The sequence below is a fragment of the Limosilactobacillus reuteri subsp. simiae genome (assembly GCF_020784875.1).
Taxonomy (GTDB): domain Bacteria; phylum Bacillota; class Bacilli; order Lactobacillales; family Lactobacillaceae; genus Limosilactobacillus; species Limosilactobacillus reuteri_H.
In genome coordinates, this window is sequence record NZ_JAJGUI010000111.1 from 1 (window position 1) to 21,799 (window position 21,799).

Annotated in this window: 22 protein-coding genes and 1 other RNA gene; 14 read left to right on the top strand and 9 right to left on the bottom strand. The window is 38.2% G+C overall.

Annotated features, from left to right (window positions below; genetic code table 11):
* The 3 genes from LMC10_RS07780 to recU all read right to left on the bottom strand — a co-directional run.
* The coding region (locus LMC10_RS07780) for a transposase family protein (protein ID WP_229269408.1) at nt 1–518 on the bottom strand (518 nt) is incomplete at its 3' end.
* A 206-nt stretch (nt 519–724) separates the two neighbouring features.
* Nucleotides 725–2,989, bottom strand: a complete 2,265-nt coding sequence (locus tag LMC10_RS07785) for a PBP1A family penicillin-binding protein (RefSeq protein ID WP_229269410.1) — start codon at nt 2,987–2,989, stop codon at nt 725–727.
* 11 nt (nt 2,990–3,000) lie between these two features.
* Nucleotides 3,001–3,615, bottom strand: a complete 615-nt coding sequence (gene recU, locus LMC10_RS07790; RefSeq protein ID WP_011953465.1) for a Holliday junction resolvase RecU — start codon at nt 3,613–3,615, stop codon at nt 3,001–3,003.
* Nucleotides 3,616–3,733: 118 nt separating this feature from the next.
* Between recU and LMC10_RS07795 the strand changes: the two genes are divergently transcribed.
* From LMC10_RS07795 to LMC10_RS07815, 5 genes are all read left to right on the top strand, one after another.
* Nucleotides 3,734–4,306 (top strand): SLOG family protein, encoded by a 573-nt coding sequence (locus LMC10_RS07795; RefSeq protein WP_229269411.1) that lies wholly within the window; start codon nt 3,734–3,736, stop codon nt 4,304–4,306.
* A gap of 71 nt (nt 4,307–4,377) precedes the next feature.
* Entirely contained in the window at nt 4,378–4,740 is a 363-nt protein-coding gene (gene gpsB, locus LMC10_RS07800; RefSeq protein ID WP_152697652.1) for a cell division regulator GpsB, read from the top strand.
* 32 nt (nt 4,741–4,772) lie between these two features.
* Nucleotides 4,773–5,147: RNase P RNA component class B (rnpB, locus tag LMC10_RS07805), an RNA gene on the top strand.
* A gap of 301 nt (nt 5,148–5,448) precedes the next feature.
* Nucleotides 5,449–5,925: a class Ib ribonucleoside-diphosphate reductase assembly flavoprotein NrdI gene (locus tag LMC10_RS07810; protein WP_229269412.1), complete on the top strand. Its 477-nt coding sequence runs from the start codon at nt 5,449–5,451 to the stop codon at nt 5,923–5,925.
* A 336-nt stretch (nt 5,926–6,261) separates the two neighbouring features.
* The gene (locus LMC10_RS07815; protein WP_019253615.1) at nt 6,262–7,416 is read left to right on the top strand and encodes a THUMP domain-containing class I SAM-dependent RNA methyltransferase; all 1,155 of its coding nucleotides are present in this window, start codon (nt 6,262–6,264) and stop codon (nt 7,414–7,416) included.
* A gap of 164 nt (nt 7,417–7,580) precedes the next feature.
* Here the strand turns inward: LMC10_RS07815 and LMC10_RS07820 are convergent, their stop codons facing one another.
* The gene (locus LMC10_RS07820; protein WP_229269414.1) at nt 7,581–7,976 is read right to left on the bottom strand and encodes a ribonuclease HI family protein; all 396 of its coding nucleotides are present in this window, start codon (nt 7,974–7,976) and stop codon (nt 7,581–7,583) included.
* 24 nt (nt 7,977–8,000) lie between these two features.
* Between LMC10_RS07820 and LMC10_RS07825 the strand changes: the two genes are divergently transcribed.
* The 5 genes from LMC10_RS07825 to LMC10_RS07845 all read left to right on the top strand — a co-directional run bounded on the left by LMC10_RS07825 (nt 8,001) and on the right by LMC10_RS07845 (nt 13,406).
* Nucleotides 8,001–8,408 carry an EbsA family protein gene (locus LMC10_RS07825; protein ID WP_003667861.1) on the top strand — a complete coding sequence of 136 codons (408 nt, stop codon included), beginning with the start codon at nt 8,001–8,003 and terminating at the stop codon, nt 8,406–8,408.
* Nucleotides 8,409–8,855 (top strand): signal peptidase II, encoded by a 447-nt coding sequence (lspA, locus tag LMC10_RS07830; RefSeq protein ID WP_229269416.1) that lies wholly within the window; start codon nt 8,409–8,411, stop codon nt 8,853–8,855.
* A 3-nt stretch (nt 8,856–8,858) separates the two neighbouring features.
* Nucleotides 8,859–9,770: an RluA family pseudouridine synthase gene (locus tag LMC10_RS07835; RefSeq protein WP_229269417.1), complete on the top strand. Its 912-nt coding sequence runs from the start codon at nt 8,859–8,861 to the stop codon at nt 9,768–9,770.
* A 76-nt stretch (nt 9,771–9,846) separates the two neighbouring features.
* Nucleotides 9,847–10,932: a carbamoyl phosphate synthase small subunit gene (locus tag LMC10_RS07840; RefSeq protein ID WP_229269419.1), complete on the top strand. Its 1,086-nt coding sequence runs from the start codon at nt 9,847–9,849 to the stop codon at nt 10,930–10,932.
* On the top strand, nt 10,932–13,406 hold the full coding sequence (locus LMC10_RS07845; protein WP_229269421.1) for an ATP-binding protein: 2,475 nt from the start codon (nt 10,932–10,934) through the stop codon (nt 13,404–13,406). The genes LMC10_RS07840 and LMC10_RS07845 overlap by 1 nt, the downstream gene beginning before the upstream one ends.
* Nucleotides 13,407–13,453: 47 nt before the next feature.
* On the opposite strand, the gene LMC10_RS07850 is transcribed toward LMC10_RS07845, so the two are convergent.
* Nucleotides 13,454–15,136 (bottom strand): NFACT RNA binding domain-containing protein, encoded by a 1,683-nt coding sequence (locus LMC10_RS07850; protein ID WP_229269422.1) that lies wholly within the window; start codon nt 15,134–15,136, stop codon nt 13,454–13,456.
* 216 nt (nt 15,137–15,352) lie between these two features.
* On the opposite strand from LMC10_RS07850, the gene LMC10_RS07855 reads away from it, so the two are divergent.
* Nucleotides 15,353–16,231 carry a DegV family protein gene (locus LMC10_RS07855; protein ID WP_065867941.1) on the top strand — a complete coding sequence of 293 codons (879 nt, stop codon included), beginning with the start codon at nt 15,353–15,355 and terminating at the stop codon, nt 16,229–16,231.
* Entirely contained in the window at nt 16,228–16,872 is a 645-nt protein-coding gene (locus LMC10_RS07860; protein WP_035157383.1) for a hypothetical protein, read from the top strand. Before LMC10_RS07855 ends, LMC10_RS07860 begins: the two co-directional genes overlap by 4 nt.
* A gap of 60 nt (nt 16,873–16,932) precedes the next feature.
* Here the strand turns inward: LMC10_RS07860 and LMC10_RS07865 are convergent, their stop codons facing one another.
* Nucleotides 16,933–17,592 carry an HD domain-containing protein gene (locus tag LMC10_RS07865; RefSeq protein ID WP_229269425.1) on the bottom strand — a complete coding sequence of 220 codons (660 nt, stop codon included), beginning with the start codon at nt 17,590–17,592 and terminating at the stop codon, nt 16,933–16,935.
* A gap of 95 nt (nt 17,593–17,687) precedes the next feature.
* Here LMC10_RS07865 and LMC10_RS07870 point away from each other — a divergent pair, with 95 nt between their 5' ends.
* Nucleotides 17,688–18,536, top strand: a complete 849-nt coding sequence (locus tag LMC10_RS07870; RefSeq protein ID WP_229269426.1) for a glycosyltransferase family 8 protein — start codon at nt 17,688–17,690, stop codon at nt 18,534–18,536.
* Here LMC10_RS07870 and LMC10_RS07875 read toward each other — a convergent pair.
* Complete coding sequence (locus LMC10_RS07875) at nt 18,510–19,355, bottom strand: alpha/beta hydrolase (protein WP_229269427.1); 846 nt, start codon at nt 19,353–19,355, stop codon at nt 18,510–18,512. The two genes, LMC10_RS07870 and LMC10_RS07875, sit on opposite strands and share 27 nt — an antisense overlap.
* Nucleotides 19,356–19,514: 159 nt before the next feature.
* Here LMC10_RS07875 and LMC10_RS07880 point away from each other — a divergent pair, with 159 nt between their 5' ends.
* Entirely contained in the window at nt 19,515–20,039 is a 525-nt protein-coding gene (locus tag LMC10_RS07880) for a GNAT family N-acetyltransferase (protein WP_035160101.1), read from the top strand.
* Nucleotides 20,040–20,092: 53 nt separating this feature from the next.
* Here LMC10_RS07880 and LMC10_RS07885 read toward each other — a convergent pair whose 3' ends face one another.
* Together LMC10_RS07885 and LMC10_RS07890 are read right to left on the bottom strand one after the other, a co-directional pair.
* Entirely contained in the window at nt 20,093–21,436 is a 1,344-nt protein-coding gene (locus LMC10_RS07885; RefSeq protein ID WP_229269428.1) for a PFL family protein, read from the bottom strand.
* Nucleotides 21,437–21,460: 24 nt separating this feature from the next.
* Entirely contained in the window at nt 21,461–21,727 is a 267-nt protein-coding gene (locus LMC10_RS07890) for an ACT domain-containing protein (RefSeq protein WP_229269430.1), read from the bottom strand.
* Nucleotides 21,728–21,799: the final 72 nt, after the last annotated feature.

Sequence of the window (21,799 nt, forward strand, 5' to 3'; positions counted from 1 at the left end):
GACTTAGTTGAACGAAACTCGTCAAAACATAGATGCTTAGGCAACTTAGCTACACGATAGTGTGGTTCCATGCGCTCTAAAATTGTTCGACGAACACTGCTAGAAGAGCAGTGACACATTTCAGCAATTAGCTGACCAGATAGTCCTTTACGAGCTAAAAGCATGATTTGATTTTTGAGATTACTGGATAGGGTTTGATTTTCTTTGGTTAAATTAGTAATAGCACCAAACGTAGTATGGCACGATTTACATTTATAGCGTTGTTTACGAAGCTCTAGTTCATATCTTCTCCCGTTTAAACTAGCCAGTCGTACATGAGTTTTGCGAAAGCCATCCTTATTAACTGTGGGAAAGCCACAGTTACGACAACGATTAATCGGATAAGAAAGAGTAGCCGTTATTAGTGTTATATACTCTTTAACAGAGTCATCGTTGTGTTCAGCTTCTTCAACAGAAATAATTTTAATATTTTTATCTTTAATTCCAAGAATATTTAGGATAGAATCATTAGGGGACATTTGTTTAACCTTCTTTCATGATTTTTGTGGTGAATTGATTGTATAACGAGGGGACAGCAAATGTCTCTTTTTTATACAAAAAAATCTGGCATGGAATCTCCATCCATACCAGAAAGTGTATACCCTAAAAAAGTTGATAATAAAAAGGATTGCGGAGAAAAATTCCACAATCCTTTTTATTATCTTCAATTTTTTAAAAGATCTTATTAGGGATTAGTTGTGCTTGGTTGCGTAGCAGGAGCAGGGCTAGAACTTGAACTTTGTGCAGGTGCAGATGAACTTGAACTAGCCGGAGCACTGCTTGATGAAGACTCAGCTGGAGCATTGTTTCGTTCTTCTGTGCGACTTTCGCTGCTACTACTTGAAGCAGAGCTAGAAGACGATGAAGACGATGATGAATCACTTGAGCTAGAAGTAGAACTACTATCACGATCATCTGATGTATCTTCAGTGTAATCAAATGCCCATTTTGAATCACGAATTACAAGCTGACGTTTACCTTTAACTCGAACAGCCTCAACAGTGTCTGGCATCGTCCAATCAGATGCGTGATTTTGGCTGTCAAGATATTGCATTAAGTCCTTGTAAAGTAATTGCGCTGACTTTACATATTGTTCTGAAATGCTGCCACCAGGTTCGAGTGGGTGGTCATAACCAGTCCAAACTGCAATTGAGTAATTCTTAGTATAACCAGCCATCCAGGAATCCATTACGCCAGACTGGCTAGAATTTCCAGGGTAGTTTGTCGTCCCTGTCTTACCAGCTTGGTTAACACCGTCGAGTCGAGCGTCAGTTGCGCTTCCCTGTGAATCAGTGAAAACTCCTTTAAGCATATCAGTAATCATGTAGGCAGTAGCCTTATTCATTGCGCGTTTACCTTTAGGATTGAATTGCTTTACTGAACCATCTTGAGTAGTAATCGAGCTAATGTAGTAAGGTTTGTAGTAAGTACCACCATTAGCAAAGGCCGCATATGCAGCAGAAACTTGGAGTGGGGAGATATACAACGCAATCCCGTTTTGTAAAGTATATGGTTGTTTTTGTGAAATCCCTAATCCATCAAGGAAAGAAGTAGCACGCTTAATTCCAACAGCTTGCAATGCGCGAATAGCAGGAACATTCCGTGATTGAACTAAGGCTTCACGCATTGTCATATTACCCTTGTACTTTTTGTCAAAGTCATGAAGGACAGTGTTGGTACCAGGAAAGACAAACCGCGTATCAGCAATTGATTTGAAAGTTGGCCATTGCAAGTATTCGATAGCTGGACCATAATCCATTAATGGCTTTGCGGTTGACCCAGAACTACGATTGCTTTGCACAGCTCGGTTAAGTCCATACACAACATTTCCTGTGTGACGACCACCGAGCATGGCAATAATTTGCCCGTTGTGGGGGTCGGTAACAGCCACTCCAGCTTGCATTTTATCATTTTGGAACTGAACATTTTTATTTGCAGCGTCGTAAAGATGTTGTTGAGCATCAAGGTCAAGGTTGGTGTGAACCTTTAACCCATCACTATAAGGGTTGTATCCTTGTGCTTGTAAATCAGCAAGAACCTGCTTTACATAAGGATCCACAACCTTAGAATCTACAGCAGTTCCGCTTCCCGAAATATTACCGTGATCAGGGTCTAAACCAGCAGTAACGCTTTCACTTGCAGCTTGGTTAGCCTGTGATTGGGTAATGTAATTGCTGCGGACCATCGCATTCAATACTTCATTGCGCCGTTGTGTTGCATACTTTGTGTTACTTACAAGCGGATTATAGTAAGTGGGAGATTGTGGCATCCCAGCAAGCAGGGCTAATTGGGAAAGATCAAGATCGTTTAAATCTTTACCGTAGTAATACTGAGCTGCTGTTTGCATTCCATAAATTCCATTTCCCATGTAAACCTTGTTAATGTAGAAATCAAGGATTTGACTCTTGCTAAAATGCTGCTCAACATTAATAGCAAGCCATGCTTCTTGGGCTTTACGTTTTAATGTTCGATCAGAGGCAGCCGTTGAGAAGACTGATAGTTTAACTAACTGTTGAGTCAGCGTACTTCCCCCCTGCATCCCGGCTGAACGACCAAAAACATTAGAAGTGGCTGCTCCAAGAATTCGAATTGTATCAACACCATGGTGCTTGTAGAAGCGGCGATCCTCAATTGAAACAACAGCATTTTTTAACTGCTTTGGAATTTGATTATCCTTGGCATATTCTCGCTTTTGTGCTCCTAAACGAGAAATCACTCGATTTTGATCATCGTAAATAGTCGTAATACTCTGACTTGTTAAGTCGCTTCTACTAATTTTAGGAGCGCTTGAGGCATAGTAGAAAAATAAAGCTGCAGATGCCACCATTAGTAGAACGACGATTCCTGCTACCCATAGCAAGATTTTCTTTATTAAGCCGCCAACATTGCGCTGTTGATTGTCATTATTATTATGACGCTCACTACGCGTTGACTGATTATCATTTGACATAGTAAACTCCTTTACGCTTTTGCAGCAATTATTTTATCAACAGCGTTTAAATATGGTAAACGCGGATTGAGTTGATAATGAATTTGATAGCCTTCTTTAGCGATATCAGTTCGCAAAATTGATTTACGGCCGCCATTTTGCTGTTGGTCCCAATATTTAAACAGGTTGGAAGCGGGAAGCAGGTATAGCAGGTCAAGCTCCGTAAATTTAATGAAAGCAAAACAAATTCCTCCCTGTGCTACACATTCACGCATATGTTGAATTTGGTGGGGATGAAAGTTCTTTAATGGAAAAGAATTTTTATTACGTGTTTCTTTAGCATCAAAATCAATGTAGTATCCACGGTACACCCCATTGTAATCAGTAGTTGATGGCCGCCGAAAATATGCTTCTTTAATAACAGCCGCACTCCGCTTGGGGTAATCAACTTTTACAAGCTGAATAGGGGTAGGCTTTTTATGAATAACAGCAATATGGCGAGCCAAATAGTACTGATTACTATGATTGATCTCATCCTCTAACGACATCCCACGTTTGGCATAAATAGATTGATGTGGTGTCGGTAATTCATTATGTGTATTATAGTGTTGTACAGGTTGCTGACCATTGGGATAGTGAATGGTCACAGTGATCACTCTCCTAACTAGAGATTTATTATACCAGACTCGTTACATAATGATTGATACAAGATGATTACAAGTTTAAGTTAAAAGGCTTTATATCTGCTTATTTAGGGAGGATTTTATGAAGAGAGTATGGATTACTGGCTATCGAAGTTACGAACTAAATATATTTAATGATGATGATCCCAAAGTTCAAGTAATAAAAGAGGTGCTAAAAAAATATTTAAGAGCTCAATTAGAATTAAATGATGATGAATTCTGGGTAATAACTGGACCACAAATGGGAACGGAAAGATGGGGACTTGAAGCTGCCTTAGAACTCCAAACTGATTTTCCACAATTAAAAACAGCTTTAATGTTTCCTTTTGCAGAATTTGGTAAGCAATGGAATGAAAGCAATCAGTTAAAGCTGACAAATGTTACCCAGCAAGTTGATTTTTTTGCTAATGTTTCAGATAAACCTTATCAATCGCCACAACAATTACGGAATTATCAGCAGTTTATGCTTACCCATACTGATGAGGCTTTTCTTCTTTACGATCCAGAGTATGAAGGAAAAACTAAGTATGATTATGAGACGATTCAAAAATATATAGAAGAAAGTGAGTATTCGATGACGCTTGTTGATTTTGATGAACTTCAAGAAGAAGCAGAAGAATGGGCCGAGCGTCAAAGGGAAAAAGATGAATTTTAATCTTGCATTTTTTCTTTGATTTGGTATTATAGTTATTGGACTACGCAAACTAAACAATTGAGGTGTTTAAGTTGGATAACATAAAATTTACTCCACAAGATATTTTGCACAAGCAATTTAAGGAGAGAAATATTGGCAAAGGCTACGATGAAGCGGATGTTGATGCTTTCTTAGATGATGTTATTAAAGACTACGACACCTATAACAAAGAACTTGAACGTTTAAATGATGAAAATGAACGTTTGAGAGCAAAGGTTGACGAATTAAATCGTCAAGTAGAAGTTGGTTCATCTATGAGTAGCCAAACTACTTCCCGACAACCTGTATCGAGCGCTACAAATATGGATATTTTAAAGCGTCTATCTAATCTAGAACGTCGTGTATTTGGTTCACAATTAGATGGTAATGATAATAATGACTCACATTTGCTTTAGTGCGTGTCGAATAGTTTATTAATAATTTTGCAAGTTTTGGGTAATTGAGCACAGCTTATGTTGTGTTAGGAAGGTCCATGCTCGCACAGGCTGCGATGCCTGTAGTGTTTGTGCTCGCTGAAAAAATAAGGCGGGGCACCATTTTATGGTGACGGCGGAAAAACGGACTAAGGTTTAACTATGTCTTAGTATTCCTGAAAAGTGCCACAGTGACGATACAATATCGGAAACGATATTGGTGGAACGCGGTAAACCCCTCAAGCGGTAAACCCAAACTACGGTAGGGGAGCTTTGGATAACAAATTGAAGTGATTCCAGGGGAGAGTATTTCGGTACTCTGAGATAGATGATTACCTCGATATAATTATGCCTGATAATTATATTACGACAAAACATGGCCTACAGATACTTGCATACAGGCACCCGAGTTCGCTCGGGTTTTTTTATTTTAAAAATCAGAGTATGGTTTTATTGGTTCTTTTTTTGTAGAATGCGTTAATAATTACTCGCTTGAAGTAAAAAGTTAAATGGTGATAAATTAAATTTTAGAAGCTTAAGATAGATATCACTTAAAATAGCAATAAAATATAAATAATCGTTTCATTTTATTGCAAGTGCGCCTATAATGTTAAAGGGGTTAGAAATGAGTTATTTGTAAATTTGGCTTATCTTTTGATTAATAAAATTAGATAATGAAGTTAGGGAATTATGGATAATAAGAGAATAAAAATTGTATATATGTCGTTTTCTGGGAATGTACGGTCATTTACTCATCGGCTTCAAGAATACGCAACGCAACAACATCATTTGAATAATGAAAATCCTTTAGTCGATTTATTGGAGATTTCAGAGGAGACCCTTCCGACTGAAAGCGATAGTAAATTTTTTGTTTTACTACCAACATATATGATTGGTGGAAGTAGATTTACGCCGACATTAACAGAGATTTTAACAACACCAATGCACGATTATTTGGAAAGCTATGACAATGTTAAACGTTGTGCGGGAATAATTGGCAGTGGGAACTTAACCTTAGGGAAGATGTATGTAATAACTGCCAAGACATACGCTAAAGAATATGGTTTGCCTTTATTGGACGCATTTGAATCTCGTGGCACCACCCGGGATATTGAACGCATTTACAAAATATTGACTGATAAAGCAAATGAGAATTCATTAATGTAGTTAGGTTAAAGTCAACTACCATTCATAAACAAAAAGGGACTGTGACATAAGTTAAGTTACTTTCATAAAAAGAAAATACACAGTACAACAATGGCCTCCAACGTCCGGCAAAAAAGCCGAACATTGGAGGCCTATTGTTGCTTGCGGGGGCTCGAAGTCCCTGGGAGCATGATCGATCTTAGCTCTATCTTCAGAATAACAAAAAAGTCCAGGACAATAATTATTTTTGTCCTGAACTAATCTTAGGTTGTTTTGTTTCTTCTTGCGGCTTCTTTTCATTTTGAAGCAACATAAGGTAAAATAGCTAATAGGAATAAGTCTAAAGGAGCGTTTAATGTGCAAACATATCAGTTAATTGCTACTGCTGCTGCAGGTATTGAAGCATTAGTAGGAAAAGAACTAAGAGATCTTGGCTATGAAGTCAAAGTAGAAAATGGTCGGGTGCGTTTTCAAGGGACAATGAAGGATGTCATTCGGACTAATCTCTGGCTACGGACAGCAGACCGAGTAAAAATTGTTGTTGGTGAATTCGATGCTCGGTCTTTTGAAGAATTGTTTGATCGTACTGAAAACATTGCATGGGAAGATTTGTTACCAATTGACGCGAATTTCCCAGTGGAAGGAAAAAGTCATAACTCACAATTGCATAATGTGCCAAGTGTTCAAGCAATCACTAAAAAGGCGATTGTTCAACGCCTCAGTAATGCATACCACCGTCGGACTCGCTTAGCCGAAACTGGTGCCACTTACCCGTTAGAAGTAGCGATTAATAAAGACCATGTTCTTCTTACGTTAGATACTAGTGGAGAAGGGCTTTTTAAGCGTGGATATCGTAAAAATAAAGGTGGAGCACCGTTGAAGGAAAATATGGCAGCCGCCTTGGTGATGCTGGCTCACTGGTTCCCAGATAATCCATTTGTCGATCCTGTATGTGGTTCGGGAACGATTCCAATTGAAGCAGCATTATACGGTCATAATATTGCGCCGGGCATCAACCGTTCATTTATTAGTGAACAATGGGTTAACTTAGTTCCAGATGGTTTATCTGATGAAGTTCGGGATGAAGCCGATTCCTTAGCAAATTATGATATCGAATTAGATATTCACGGATATGATATTGATCAGAATATGATTGATATTGCTCAAGAAAATTCTCGTGCGGCAGGATTAACTCATGATATTACGTTTAAGCAATTAGCCGTAAAAGACTGGCAAACAAGCGAAGTTAATGGAGTTATCGTTGCTAATCCGCCATATGGTGAACGGTTAAGTGATAAGGAATCAGTTCATGAACTTTACCGGCAGATGGGTGAGTTATATCGTCCATTAACCACATGGAGTAAATATATTTTGACGGCTGATATGGAATTTGAAAAGTATTATGGCGCACCCGCTACCAAGCGTCGTAAACTTTATAACGGTGCTTTACGAACAGATCTCTACCAATATTGGGGCAAAAAAGACCGCTCCAAGATCAAAGCCCTTAAATAGCAAGGGTTTCAAGCGATTCGCATGATCGAAAATAGGTGCTAGGGGGCAAACCCACCCAATAATAAAAGCCTTAGTAGGATAACAACCGCTAAGGCTTTTTCTCTGTTTGGTGGCTGATAGAACACGTGGATGATATAATTAAAACGATATGCTGTTTTCTAAAATCACTCTATTTTATGGAGGGCCTGGTTTGCTAAATTATGTGCACCACGATTTTGGCTTTCAGGAATCCACTGGGTAACAACCGTTGAAAAGTGTTGGAGGAGAGGATTTAGTGCTGCTAATTCTTTTTGGTAATGTTTTGTATAATTTTTGCCAATTGCGTCACTTAAGATACGACTATCAGTATAAAATAGGATTGTTTCATTATTACTAAAGTGATCAATTAAGTATTTAAATCCATAGTGAGCTGCAGCAAATTCGCCATGGTGATTATCCATTCTTTCCTTATCTACTGGAATTGCAAGCTGAATTTGCTTATGATTGGCAAGTATTATTATTCCTAAACCAGTGGGGCCTGGGTTTCCTTTTGTTGCAGCATCTGTAAAGATTTTGATCATAAAAACTACCTCTTTTCTGAAAGGATGACATTTATAATTATGGAAGAAGAAACTCGTTATTTTTACCAACCAGACCTTACGGGGACAATTATTAGCTGGTGTTGGACTTTTCTCTTCTTTATTGCCGGTCTCGTAATTTGGCTTGAAATTACCCATTTTCAGTGGCTCAGCGCGCTCTTTTTTGCAGTTTTTGTAATTCTTGCCTTATTAGAATGGCGGCGACGAACCGTAGTAATCACTCCAACTAAAATGGTATTTAATCGCTTGTTACAAAAGCAGTATCTCGTTATCCCGATCTCTGATATTCGTCAGCCAGAGTTTACCAAGCATACGGTGACAATTACCGTGAATGGAGAGGTAATGAGCTTTACCTTTACCACTAAAGCAATTGCACGTTTGAAATTAGCATTGAAACAACAGGGGGTTCAATAATTGTTACTTGGGATCGCTATTGGAATTATTTTAATTTTAACAATTTGTGACCAATTATTAAAATCTTGGGTTGCTTCATCAATTGTTCTTGGTGGTAGTAAACAGCTAATTCCTGGTATTATTGAGTTAACTAATTTACGAAATTCAGGTGCTGCTTGGAGCCTTTTTGAAGGGCAACAAACTTTTTTTACCATTATAACCATTATTGCGATTATTGTAATTGGTTACTTTATCTGGCAGTACCGTAAAAATATTCCTATGCTAATTGGCTTATCATTGATTATGGCAGGAACAATTGGCAACTTTATCGACCGGTTAAGACAAGGGTATGTTGTGGATATGTTTGAAACAACATTTATTAATTTTCCAATTTTTAACATTGCGGATATGTGCTTAACACTTGGCGTAATCTGGTTAATAATTTGCATCTTAAAGGAGAAAGACTGACAAATGTCTGAAGAATTAGAATTAACAATTGATAGTGAGATGGTTGGAAGGATTGATAAGCAACTTGGCCATCACTTTGACCAATTTTCTCGATCACAAATTCAACATTGGATAGAAGATGGTCACGTTCTTGTTAATGGCAAACAGGTAAAACCTAAGTACAAGTTGCTTGTAGGTGACCACGTCCAAATAATCCCAGAAGAGCCACAAAAAATTGATTTAGCACCTGAGGATATTCCTCTTGATATTGTATATGAAGATGAGGACGTTATTGTCGTTAATAAACCGCAGGGAATGGTGGTTCATCCTGCACCGGGTCATCCAGACCATACGCTTGTAAATGCTCTTCTATATCATTCACCACTATCAACTATTAATGGAGAATTTCGGCCAGGGATCGTTCATCGGATTGATAAGGATACCTCAGGACTATTGATGGTAGCCAAAAATGATATGGCGCACCGTTCTTTGACAGCTCAATTAAAAGCAAAAACTAATAAACGAGAATATGTTGCGCTTGTGCATGGAGTTATAAAAGAAGATAAAGGAACAATTGATGCTCCATTAGGTCGCTCATTGAAGGACCGCAAGAAGCAGGCAGTTGTAGTTGATGGACGTCATGCGGTAACTCATTTTAATGTGTTAGAACGGTTTAATAATTACACATTAGTTGCCTGCCAGTTAGAAACAGGACGGACTCACCAAATTCGCGTTCATATGAAATATATTGGTCACCCGCTGGCGGGAGATCCGTTGTATGGACCGCGAAAAACGCTTGCTGGCAACGGCCAATATTTACATGCTCGTTTGTTGGGCTTTAAACACCCCCGAACAGGCAAAGAAATGGTTTTTACGGCTCCATTACCAGCCTATTTCACAAAAATGCTTGAACATTTACGTAAGATAGACCAATAAAATTATTGTGTTTAATTCGGAGAACGTTCATAATGATATTGATCAATTATTAACAAAGTTTTAGGAGAGTGGGACAGTGACAGCACGATACCTAATATTTGAAGATGGCTCAATTTTCGCTGGCGAAGGTTTTGGTTCACCAGCTGTTACTTTTGGTGAAGTTGTTTTTAACACCAGTATGACTGGTTACCAAGAAATCATCACTAATCAGGTTTATAATAACCAAATTGTCGTTTTTACCCAGCCAAATATTGGAAGTTACGGCATTCAACGTAATATTTATGAATCCATTGTACCGACAATTAAAGGAATTATTGTTCGTTCTCTTGCCGATGCTGGCACCGATGATAATGGACGACAATTGACACTTGATAAATACCTTCAACAAATGAATATTCCTGGAATCGCTAATATTGATACGCGAGCAGTAGTTCATAAGTTAAAAAAAGCTGAAAAGCCATTAAAAGGAAGCATTGTTCCAGTTCCAGATGATCACGCTTTTGACCAGCTTCATGCGACTGTTTTAACGAACCAGCAAGTTGCTCAAGTCTCTACTCCTAAGCCATATCCTAATCCCGGAACTGGGCTAAGTGTTGTTGTGATTGACTTTGGATTAAAGAACGGAATATTACGGGAATTGAGTCGACGAAAATGCAATATTACCGTCTTACCATATACTGCAACGGCTGAAGAAATATTACGGTTAGATCCTGATGGGGTTGTACTTTCAAGTGGGCCGGGAAACCCAAATAATGTTCGTAGGTCGGTCCTGGAAATGATTCGTACTGTCCAGACCAAAGTACCGATGTTTGCTATTGGACTAGGTCATGAATTATTCGGAATCGCCAATGGAGCAAATGTCCAGCAAATTCCGGTCGAACACCATGGGATGAATCACCCAATTCATGAAATTATTACTGACCACATTGTCTATGCGACTCAAGCAGAAGGATACTTGATTGATCGTAATTCGGTTGACCGCTCCCAGCTTTTTATTACATACGTTGACATGCTTGATAATAGTGTTCAAGGGCTTCGTCATCGTCGCTATCCAGCTTTTTCAGTTCAATTCTTCCCCGATGGTGCACCAGGGCCTGATGAAACTGATGGCTTATTTGATGAATTCGTTGATACAATGAATAGGAGGGGGGATCGTCATTGATGGAAAAGTTGAAATCTGTATTGATTATTGGAGCAGGAGCCAACGATGTTCAACACGGCGATGAGCTCGACTCTGCTATTTACCAGGTCTCACGCGTTTTTAAGCAAATGAAGATAAAAACAATCTTGGCAGATGATAACCCATTTTCAGTAAGCTTAGAAAATGTTGACCACGGTTGTATTGTCCCACTAAAGGTCGAAAGCCTAATGGATATTATTGATAAATTTCATCCTGACGCAATCTTACCTACACTGGGAAATCGTCGGGCTTTTGAACTTACTCAAGAATTGCTAGAAAAAGGGATTATTCGTAAAGAAAATATTCAATTGCTAGGAGTCCCTGAAGCAACTATTCGTCAAATTAATAGTGCAGTTTTACTTGAACGAACCCTTCGTCAAATGGAAGCACCTGTTAAAAAAATCGTAACGGTTAATAATTATCAGGATGCTTTGGATGAGGCAACTAAACTAGGATATCCAGTTATTATCCGGTCGGTATTACCTAAGAGTAGCAGTACGCGTAAAATTGTGCATGATCGAAGTGAATTGGCAGATGCGGTAAAGGTTTGCTTGAGCCAGTCGCGTGCGGAACAGGTAGTAGTTCAGCAAAGTCTTGCTGGCTATAAGGAAATTGAAGTCGTCGTTCAACGTGATAGTTCTGGAACAATGATGATGTTGTCAATGATTGAGGATATGGACCCAATCGGTATCCATGCTGGTGATTCAATTGCTTTCAACCCTGTTCAAACACTTCGCGATCGACAGATTCAGGATATTCGGGATACGGCTTTTGCTATTACTCGCAAATTAAGGATTGTCGGTACAAACCATATTCAGTTTGCCCTGGATACAAATAGTGATCGTTTTTATGTCATTAAGAGCAGTCCATACTTTGATCGAATTACAGCGTTTGTGTCGCAGTCAACTGGTTACCCAATTGCTCAGGTAACAGCACAATTATATGCGGGAAAGCATCTGCGAGACATTGATCTTGGCGAAAATTATGTTCATCATGCGGCTCTTATCGAACCAACAATGGATCATATTGCTGCACGGGTTCCAATATGGGGATTCAGTGATTTACCAAAAGCTAGTCGTTTACTTGGAACAGAAAAGCGGTCGGTGGGGACGGTTTTTGGTATCGGCCGAAGTACTATCGAAGCACTTTTCAAAGCTATTGAATCCCGTTATCACGAGCCAGCTGACTTTCATCTTGCCGCTCAAAAGCAATTGACTGATGACCAATTAATCGCCAAAATTGTCCATCCAGAAGCAGGACGACTTTTTGTATTAATTGAAGCGATGCAGAGAGGATATTCAGTTAACGAATTAGCAGAGATGACAAAGATTGACCCATTTTATTTTGAACAGATTAATAAAATGCGGTTGTTGATTCGGGAAATTGCTGAGCATCCAAATAAAGAACCGGTTTTACAAAAAGCAAAGAGTTACGGATTAAGCAATCAACTTATTGCAAGACTATGGAAAACTACCCCTGAGCAAGTTTATCAGATGAGTTTAGACCATCAATTATTGACAAAGTACAAGGAAATCGAACCATCAGCCGGGGAGTTTGATCAACATACTAGTAGTTTTTATTCTGCTTATGAAGAAGAGAATGAAATTAGCCGAACTTCCCAACCAAGTGCCCTTGTAATAGGAACGGGGGGACTACGTTTAGGATTAAGTAATTCTGGTGATTACTTTGTTGCTATGATGTTAAAAGAGCTTCATAATGAGGGCTTTAATAACGTCATTGTAAATTCGAATCCTAGTTCAGTTACGTTTAATCCAGAGTTAGCTGAAAAGCGCTATGTTGAGCCAGTAACGATTGAAAATATTTTGCAGATATTACGGATAGAGCAACCCCAGTATTTGTTTATTCCTGCTAGTTATAGTAAATTATTGAAATCATTGCAAAATTATGACTTGGATGTAAAAATTATCGTAATTCCAGATGAATTGCCAACTACTGCTGCTAGTAGCGATAGGCAACGTTACTCCTTCAATTATGTCTATGATGGCAATTATGCTTATCCATTAGGAACAATGACTGATCTTTTTTCACCAATTGCGTTAAACTATCAATCCACCGCTTTACGCTACCCGGCTGATCTTCCTTCATCAACTTACCAAAATCTCAATGACCAGGCTAGTGTTGCTGTATTAAAGATGGAACAGCCAGGATTATACCAAGTGATTTTTGAAGAGAATGATGGTGAATTTAATTTAATGAAAGTTCAACCATTATCATTGCCAGAAGTAGCCTTTTTATCAAAAGCACTTCATATTAGCTTACCAGGAATCTTTACTCAATTATTCACTGGTAAATTCGATAAAATGCTGGAGCCCAAACCGGTATCAGGGATTGTTAACTATCGTGCAACCTTCCCATTTAAGGCGTTGCGAGTTAAGGGTGGAATTCCTGCCCGTAACCGAGTCATTGGTGCTCAGATGCAATTTTTAGGAGAATAATTTAGAGATATAAAAAACTTCAGCCCGGTGTCTTGGGCTGAAGTTTTTTAGTTAGAAAGCTTATGCGGTGTTACATAAAGTGTTTTCTGACCTGTAAAAATAACAAAGCCAGGTTTAGCTCCGTTTGGCTTATGAAGTCGCTTGACAGGAAGATAATCAACGGGTACGTTATCGGAATCGCGACCTTTAGAGAAGTATGCTGCTAACTGTGCAGCTTCTAGAATCGTATCTTCAGATGGGTTTGTTGAGCGGATTACCACGTGGGAACCTGGGATATCTTTAACATGTAACCAAATTTCATTTTTATTAGCAATCTTAAAGCTAAGACGGTCATTTTGTAGGTTATTTTTACCTACTAAAATTGTAGTGCCATCACTAGTATGAAACTCTTCTGGGGCACTTACTTTAACTTTTCGTTGCTTTTTCCCACTTTTCTTCTTTTTAATATAACCTTGCTCTTGTAATTCTAGTTTAATCTCTTGAATATCAGCAGGAGCAGCTAATTTAATCTGATTTTCAATGTTTTCAAAGTATTTGATTTCATCATTTGTCAGTTTTAGCTGTTCCTTTACATATTCAACAGAGGTTTTGAGCTTATTATACTTAGTAAAGTACTTTTGGGCGTTACGCGATGGTGATAATTCTGGAGCAAGCTTGATTTTCAGTGGCTTATTATCATCATAAAAGTTAGGAAGTTCGATTTCTTTCATTCCTGGAGTTAATTTACTAAGATAGGTAGTAAGGATTTCACCACAAATTCGGTACTGATCTGCAGTTGCTGCATCTTGTAATTGTTGTTGCAGTTTTTTTACTTTTCGCCGATCTTTTTTTAGCTCATTCTTCAGTACTTTTAACACTTGCCCAGCTAATTCTTTGGAACGATCCTGCTCTGCTTTATTGGCATAGAAGGCATCGAGAAGGGCAGAGAGGGAGTCGAAATGTTGCAACTCGCCGTCAATATTTAATGGAGGGAACACAGCAAATTGGGTCTTTCCATTAGAGCGGGTGATTAATACTGGCTCTGGATTTTCAAAGTGCTTAAGAAATTGCTGATAGGTAGCTGGCAAATTATCACTTTGCAGTAATTCTGTAGCTAGTTCCCGTGCGGAGTCTTTACCAAATCCTTGATAATGCTCCTGTAACTGATGACTTAATTCTGCTGTGTCATCGGTTTGTCTTACAAGATCAGAGTAGACCTGGTTTGGTAAGTAAGGGTTAACTTTATCTTGCTTTGGTGGCATGACAAAGGTAGCACCAGGTAATAACAGGCGAACCCGATTTTGATCTGAGCCAATATGCTTAATGGTGTCAATGATTTTACCTGTCTTGAGGTTAACGAGTGAGATATTACTATGCCGGGCCATAATCTCACTCACAAGGACTAGTTGTTGACTATCGCCTAATTCATCACGAGTGTCAAAGGTAATTTTGATAATCCGATCATTATCAACTTGTTCAATTTTATTGACGATTGCACCTTCAAGGTATTTCCGCATCGTCATTGTAAAATTAGTTGGAACTGCTGGATTTTTATATGGGATCTCAGTAATTTGGATTCGTGGGTATGTTGGATTAGCAGAAATGAGTAATGGATAGTTGTGCCGGTGAGCACGGATCGTAATGATTAATTCTGCAGGGTAAGGTTGACTAACTTTGGCTACCCGACCAGTAGTTAATTTTTGATCTAGCTCATGGACAATTGCATGAGTAAACAAGCCATCAAAAGACATTAGTGTAGCCTCCTAAATATTATAATTACAAACGAAAATAGCACTATTAATTATACAGTTTTACATCATTAATGAAAAGTAATGTTACTTTAGTGGACATATTTTTGGTTGGTTTAGGGCCGTCAATGTGGTATGCTTTTTGTATTATGTGGGTGAAATCCGCGTAAAAACGCAATTATTTTTAATTATACAAATTTAGAACATGGAGTTGATAAGATGAAAATTGCTGTTGTTACTGACAGCACTGCCTACCTTTCTCCTGAAGAGGCGGCGGCTAATAATATTCATGTTGTCCCAATCCCAGTGACATTGGATGGTCAAACATACCGTGAAGGTGTCGATATTTCCACCAGTGATTTTTATGAAAAGATGGCAAATTCAAGCTCTTTTCCAACGACTTCTCAAACGCCAATCGGTCAATTGATGGAAGTTTACCAAGGATTAGCCGATGATGGGTATGATGCTGTGATTAGCATTCATTTAACACGGGCTATTACAGGATATTTGGATACTGTTGAACAACTTGCTGAGCAGATGAAGGATACAATCAAGATCGTACCAATTGATTCCCACCTAACAGTTAAAATGATGGGATACTTAGCCTTAGAAGCAGCTAAATTAGCTAGTGAAGGCGATGATTTAGATGACATTGTTAAAAAGGTAAAAGAATATCGTGATACCTTTAATAATGTATTTGTGGTTGATGACTTGCAAAACCTTGTTCGTGGTGGTCGTTTATCAAACGCCTCTGCATTTGTAGGCTCAATTTTAAAAATCAAGCCTCTCTTGACTATGCATACTCCAACGCATGCTATTGAAGCATTTGAAAAGGTACGGTCAATGAAAAAGGCTAAACTTCGCTGTGAACAAATCTTTGATGAGGATATTGCCAAACTTGACTATCCAGTTAGAGCAATGGTTGTTCATGCGAATGCTCCAGAAGAAGGCCAAAAGTGGCTTGATAAACTTCAAGCAGATCATCCTGATATTTCATTTGAGTTGAGTTACTTTGGTCCAGTAATTGGTTCCCACTTAGGACAAGGAGCCCTGGCCTTAGCATGGATGCAAGATACAGCAAAGAAGCCTTTAGCATGAAAAAACAAACCTTAATTAAAACCCTTTTGGCAATTGCGGCGGGTATTTTGATGATATTAATATCATTTACTGGCTTTCAAACCATTTTACCGACCGGTGAGGCGTTTATGCCTTTAGCTGGCGTGATTGCAGTGGGAATAGCGGTTGCATTAGGAATTAATATTGCATTTATTGTGACGCTGGTTAGTGCCATAATCATGATTGTCTTAGGAACTGCTGACTGGGTAATATTAGTCGATTTTATTGTTATTTTGATTGTGGTTGGCTTGATTTTACGCAAACAAGTTCCATTATCTATTGATCTCAATCATTCACAATTATTATGGCTTGCTATTTTTACCGGTCTAGTTCAATTATTCTTTATTTCAATCTTTTATGGTCTAATTGGATTAGTCCTAACGGGGACGCCAACAGGTGGATTAACATTTGTTCAACTGATTATTCCTAACGCATTATTGACAGGATTATTGTATGGCTTCCTAGTAGCACCGATCTCATTGATTTTTCGATGGGTAGCGCGAAAAGCATTGCATATTGATAATAATCATCATAATGATTCAGGTAACTCTGCAGGCGATAAGCAGGGCGGTTCGATTATTGTCGACTTAAGAAGTGCTAAAAATAAAAAAGATGATAAGTAAGAAAAATGCCTTGGAAAAACATTCAAGTTTTCCAGGGCATTTATTATTTCTCTAAATAATTTACATCTTTGCATCCCATTCTGCATGAAATTCATCAAGAAAGTCGAGCATTACTTGTTGACGGTGATTTGCAATTTTCTTGGCAGTTTCAGTGTTCATCATGTCTTTTAGATGTAAGAGTTTTTCGTCAAAGTGATTAATGATAGTTTCATTTGCTAAATTACGATATTCTTCCCGGGACATATTATGACGAGGTTTAATAGCCGGATCGTATATTTTTTCATGATGACCACCTCCATAATAAATTGCCCGAGTAATGCCAATTGCGCCAATTGCATCTAACCAGTCGGCATCACGGACTATTTGTCCAATGAGTGAGAGTTCGACTTCCTCTTTATCTAATGTATGAGCAAAAGAAATATTATTGATGACATTCATAATTATTTCGACTTGTTCATCACTAAAGTCAATTTGCTTTAAGTAATCAACTAATTCTTGTTTAGCTGCCTCAACGTTGTCAACTAATTTCTCATCAATTGTATCGTGAAGGTAGGCCGCCACGATGGGCAAAAAGGGATCAACTTTTTCACCAATTGCTAACCGTTTACTCATTTTTACTACGCGGTTAATATGGTCCATCCCATGTCCAGTCTTGTCCTGACCTAATTTTTGAATGGTGTACTCTTTAATGGCAGTTAATTGTTCCACTTGTTTCATCATAAAACCTCTATTCTTGATTGGTTCTTTAATTATTAAATACTGAATCGCAATCCACGTCAACGTTTTGTAAAATAAGATGTGAGGGGTGGAATAAAATGAATTTATTATTTTCAATTAACGACAAATTTGTCACGCAATTAGCAACAGTTTTGTTATCGATCAAGTTAAATACTCACGCACAAGAATTTAACGTATATGTCTTACAAAAAGAGAAATTGAAACGAACTGAAGACTTGGAAAGAGTTTGTAAGCAATTAGGAATGAACTATTTTCCAATCAAAGTTAATGATCAATTATTTAGCAAAGCACCAGTTACAGACCGCTATCCGACAACAATTTATTATCGTTTACTAGCACACCGTCTTTTACCTCAAGATTTGCATAAAATTTTATACTTGGATGCTGATGTTTTGTGTATTAATGATCTTTCAAGTCTGTATGAGACTTCATTAGAGGGATACCTATATGCTTCTGCCATCCATACAAACCTTACGAATACGACAGAGGTTATTAATAAGATTCGTCTGCAAAACTTTGATGCTGACGGGTACTATAATTCTGGCGTTCTCTTGATGAACCTTGATACTATCCGTAAAAAAGTAAAGGATACGGACATTTTTAACTACATCTGTACCCATACACTTTTATTACCTGATCAAGACGTCTTGAATGCCTTATATGGACGCTATATTAAATCTGTCCCTGATCAACTATATAATTTTGATACTCGTAAAGGCGGTATTTACGAAACAATTTCCTTTGGTGAATGGACAACCGATTGGGTAATGCGTAATACTGTGATTCTCCATTATTGTGGGCGAGACAAGCCATGGTTACCAACAAAAAATAGTGGACGTTACACTGCTTTATACAAAAACTACTTTCAAATGACTAATAAACTTATTAGCGCAGCATTATTACTTTCCCCAGAAGAAACTGATTAAGATTTTATTGACTTGCGGATTATGATGAAGTAATTCGTGTTTAGCGTTTGGTCCAGTAATCTTAACTTCGCGGTATGAACGTGCGCGGTTATTAATAAGGTACTTAAGAGAAAGACAGGAAGCGTTTGAAACTTGGCTATCATTGCCATCTTTTAAGTCACCGTAAATATTCAATAATTTAATTTGTCGTGGGTAACGGTGACGTAATGGAAGTAACTTTTGATAGGAATCATTCATTGCGGAAGGTTTTCCCGTTTTTTTATTCACGGTTAGATTAGCAGGTTCATTCCAACCGATTGCACCATCAAAGGTTCCAGCCATCGCAACTTGTTTTTGAATTTGTGGAAGGTTATGGTTACCGGCATTAGCAAGCAGAAAATACATAACTGCCATGTTTCCCATGGAGTGTGCTTCGATATTTACCTTTTTAAAATGATATTTAGCTTGCAGTTCTTCAAGAACGTTCTTAACCCATTGTCCTTGTAATTCATAATTTGTGCTATGGTTATCATTGAAATTGACCATCACGAGCGGATTGACGGCGTTATGAGGGATATCTCCTTTAAGAGTAACGGTTCCATCGCCAGCAACATCTGCGGTGATAACTGTCTTTGACACACCTGCTTTCACAAAACCATTTACCATATATTCTTCTGCATGGGCACCGCTTCCGTAGCCATGGAAAAAGAGGGTGGGGGTAGTAGAATGGATATATTTATTTGAGAGATCTGCATGAACTGGATTTGCTGCTAGTCCATAAATGAATATTAGGAGAAATGCAGTAAATATTGTTAAAGTAAATTTAATAAATTTGATCATATGGAAGCCTTCTTTTTCTTTTTAGTGCTATCATAGCATATTGAAGGGGCATCTTTTAATAGTTAACAGTTGTATTTAAAACGTAAAATATGTTACAGTATTAGGGTTGTTAAACGAATAACACATCTAATTAATGTAATGAGAAGGGAAGGTAATACGATGCAAATCAAACAAGCCAAAATGGATGATTTAAATCAAATTATGGAAATTCTGCGAGATGGTCGAAACCAATTAGCTGAACAAGGGATCGATCAATGGCAAGGAGATTACCCGAACGAAGAACATATCAAAGAAGATATTGAAAAAGGATTTGCATACCTTGTACAATCACAAGATGATGAAACTGTCGGTGCATTATCAATTGTTGAAGCACCAGATCACTCATATGATGAACTTGACGGTGATTGGTTAATTGACACTGATCATTATGTTGTTATTCACCGTGTGGCAATCCACTCTAATCATGCTGGAAAAGGATATGCTTCAGCATTATTCACTAGTGTAATTGATTATATTAAGAATAATCGAAAGGATATTAAGACCATTCGGATCGATACCCATGAAGATAACAAGATCATGCAACACTTGATCGACAAAAATGGCTTTACTAAAGTTGGTGAACTTCACGGGGTTTACCGTCCAGAAGAAAATTCATATGTTTACGCCTTATTAACAGGTAATTAAACACTAAAATAGCGGGAGACTAGGGATACCTAATCTCTCGCTATTCTTTTAAATTAATTTTTGAAACTATGAATTGGGGCGGGAATAAGTCCACCACGGTTAATCATAGCGGTACTTGCGGCTTTATTGACTGCCATTACCGGGGCATATCCTAATAAACCGCCGAATTCAACCGTATCACCAACTTTTTTACCAGGTGCGGGAATCACACGGACAGCAGTGGTTTTATTATTAATCATTCCAATTGCTGCTTCATCAGCAATCATTGCGCTAATGGTTTCTTTTGGTGTGTCACCTGGAATTGCAATCATATCAAGACCAACGGAACAAACTGCAGTCATTGCTTCTAATTTAGAGATATTTAGCGTTCCAGCGTTAACTGCCTTAATCATGCCAGCATCTTCAGAGACGGGGATGAATGCGCCTGATAAACCACCAACATGACTGCAGGCCATAATGCCACCTTTTTTCACGGCATCGTTTAACATAGCTAGAGCAGCGGTGGTTCCATGAGTTCCAACCTGAGCTACGCCAATTTCCTCTAAAACTTCGGCAACGGAATCACCAGCGGCAGCAGTTGGTGCGAGAGAAAGGTCCACGATCCCAAATTGAACGCCCAGTCTTTCCGCTGCAACAGTTCCTACTAATTGACCCATTCGTGTAACCTTAAAGGCAGTTTTCTTGATCGTTTCAGCAACAACGTCCATTGATTCACCTTTAACTTTTTCTAGGGCGGTTTTGATAACTCCAGGTCCTGAAACACCAACATTTATTACTACATCTGGTTCACCAACACCATGAAATCCGCCCGCCATGAAGGGATTATCTTCAACAGCATTGCAAAAGATAACTAGTTTAGCATTTGTCATCATATCAAGCTTTGAGCCAGCAACGACTACTTCACCCATTTGTGCAACGGCATCCATGTTGATCCCGCTACGAGTAGAGCCAACATTTACTGATGCACAAACAAAATCAGTTTCTGCCAATGCTTCAGGGAGAGAGGCGATTAACGTGCGGTCACCAGTTTGATATCCTTTTTGAACAAGTGCACTGTAACCACCGATAAAATCAATTCCTAATGCTTTAGCAGCCTTGTCTAATGTTTTAGCATATTTAACATAGTCATGGTCTTGAGAGGCAGCAGCAATAAGAGAAATAGGAGTAACAGTTACTCGCTTGTTAGCAATCGGAATCCCATATTCGGCTTCAATTTGTTGGCCGACTTTAACAAGGTTCTTTGCTTTTGTCGTAATTTTGTCATAGATCTTTTGACATGCAACCGTACTATCACTATCGATACAATCAAGTAAAGAAATTCCCATCGTGATTGTCCGCACGTCAAGATTTTCATTAGAGATCATATGGCTAGTTTCATAAATTTGTTGTGAATTCATTAAGGGGTATTCCTCCTCTATATCTTAAAGATTATGCATGGCATCGTAAATTTTGGCATTTCTAAGGTTGATTTCAACGCCGATTTTTTTGCCGAGTTCTGTAAACTCATTGGTTAACTGATAACTATCAATACTTTCAGGAATCATTACAGACATCATCATTACGAAATTGCCATCCATTATTGTTTGAGAAACATCAAGAATATTAATTTGCTTTTGGGCAAGAAGGGCACTTACCTTAGCGATAATTCCAACTTGGTCTTCACCTAGAACAGATACAACAGCTTTCATTAAAGAATCCTCTCTTTCTTTTAATGATTTTAATTGTAGTATAATAATATGAACATTTCTAGAAAATTTTGG

Excerpts from the sequence above, each read along its gene's own strand:
- LMC10_RS07825 (WP_003667861.1), top strand. The coding sequence starts at position 8,001 with ATGACATTTATAATTATGGAAGAAGAAACTCGTTATTTTTACCAACCA.
- LMC10_RS07870 (WP_229269426.1), top strand. The coding sequence starts at position 17,688 with ATGAATTTATTATTTTCAATTAACGACAAATTTGTCACGCAATTAGCA.
- LMC10_RS07890 (WP_229269430.1), bottom strand. The coding sequence starts at position 21,727 with ATGAAAGCTGTTGTATCTGTTCTAGGTGAAGACCAAGTTGGAATTATC.
- LMC10_RS07850 (WP_229269422.1), bottom strand. The coding sequence starts at position 15,136 with ATGTCTTTTGATGGCTTGTTTACTCATGCAATTGTCCATGAGCTAGAT.
- LMC10_RS07885 (WP_229269428.1), bottom strand. The coding sequence starts at position 21,436 with ATGAATTCACAACAAATTTATGAAACTAGCCATATGATCTCTAATGAA.
- LMC10_RS07795 (WP_229269411.1), top strand. The coding sequence starts at position 3,734 with ATGAAGAGAGTATGGATTACTGGCTATCGAAGTTACGAACTAAATATA.
- LMC10_RS07810 (WP_229269412.1), top strand. The coding sequence starts at position 5,449 with ATGGATAATAAGAGAATAAAAATTGTATATATGTCGTTTTCTGGGAAT.
- LMC10_RS07875 (WP_229269427.1), bottom strand. The coding sequence starts at position 19,355 with ATGATCAAATTTATTAAATTTACTTTAACAATATTTACTGCATTTCTC.
- LMC10_RS07820 (WP_229269414.1), bottom strand. The coding sequence starts at position 7,976 with ATGATCAAAATCTTTACAGATGCTGCAACAAAAGGAAACCCAGGCCCC.
- LMC10_RS07785 (WP_229269410.1), bottom strand. The coding sequence starts at position 2,989 with ATGTCAAATGATAATCAGTCAACGCGTAGTGAGCGTCATAATAATAAT.
- LMC10_RS07835 (WP_229269417.1), top strand. The coding sequence starts at position 8,859 with ATGTCTGAAGAATTAGAATTAACAATTGATAGTGAGATGGTTGGAAGG.
- LMC10_RS07880 (WP_035160101.1), top strand. The coding sequence starts at position 19,515 with ATGCAAATCAAACAAGCCAAAATGGATGATTTAAATCAAATTATGGAA.
- LMC10_RS07845 (WP_229269421.1), top strand. The coding sequence starts at position 10,932 with ATGGAAAAGTTGAAATCTGTATTGATTATTGGAGCAGGAGCCAACGAT.
- LMC10_RS07865 (WP_229269425.1), bottom strand. The coding sequence starts at position 17,592 with ATGATGAAACAAGTGGAACAATTAACTGCCATTAAAGAGTACACCATT.
- LMC10_RS07855 (WP_065867941.1), top strand. The coding sequence starts at position 15,353 with ATGAAAATTGCTGTTGTTACTGACAGCACTGCCTACCTTTCTCCTGAA.
- LMC10_RS07860 (WP_035157383.1), top strand. The coding sequence starts at position 16,228 with ATGAAAAAACAAACCTTAATTAAAACCCTTTTGGCAATTGCGGCGGGT.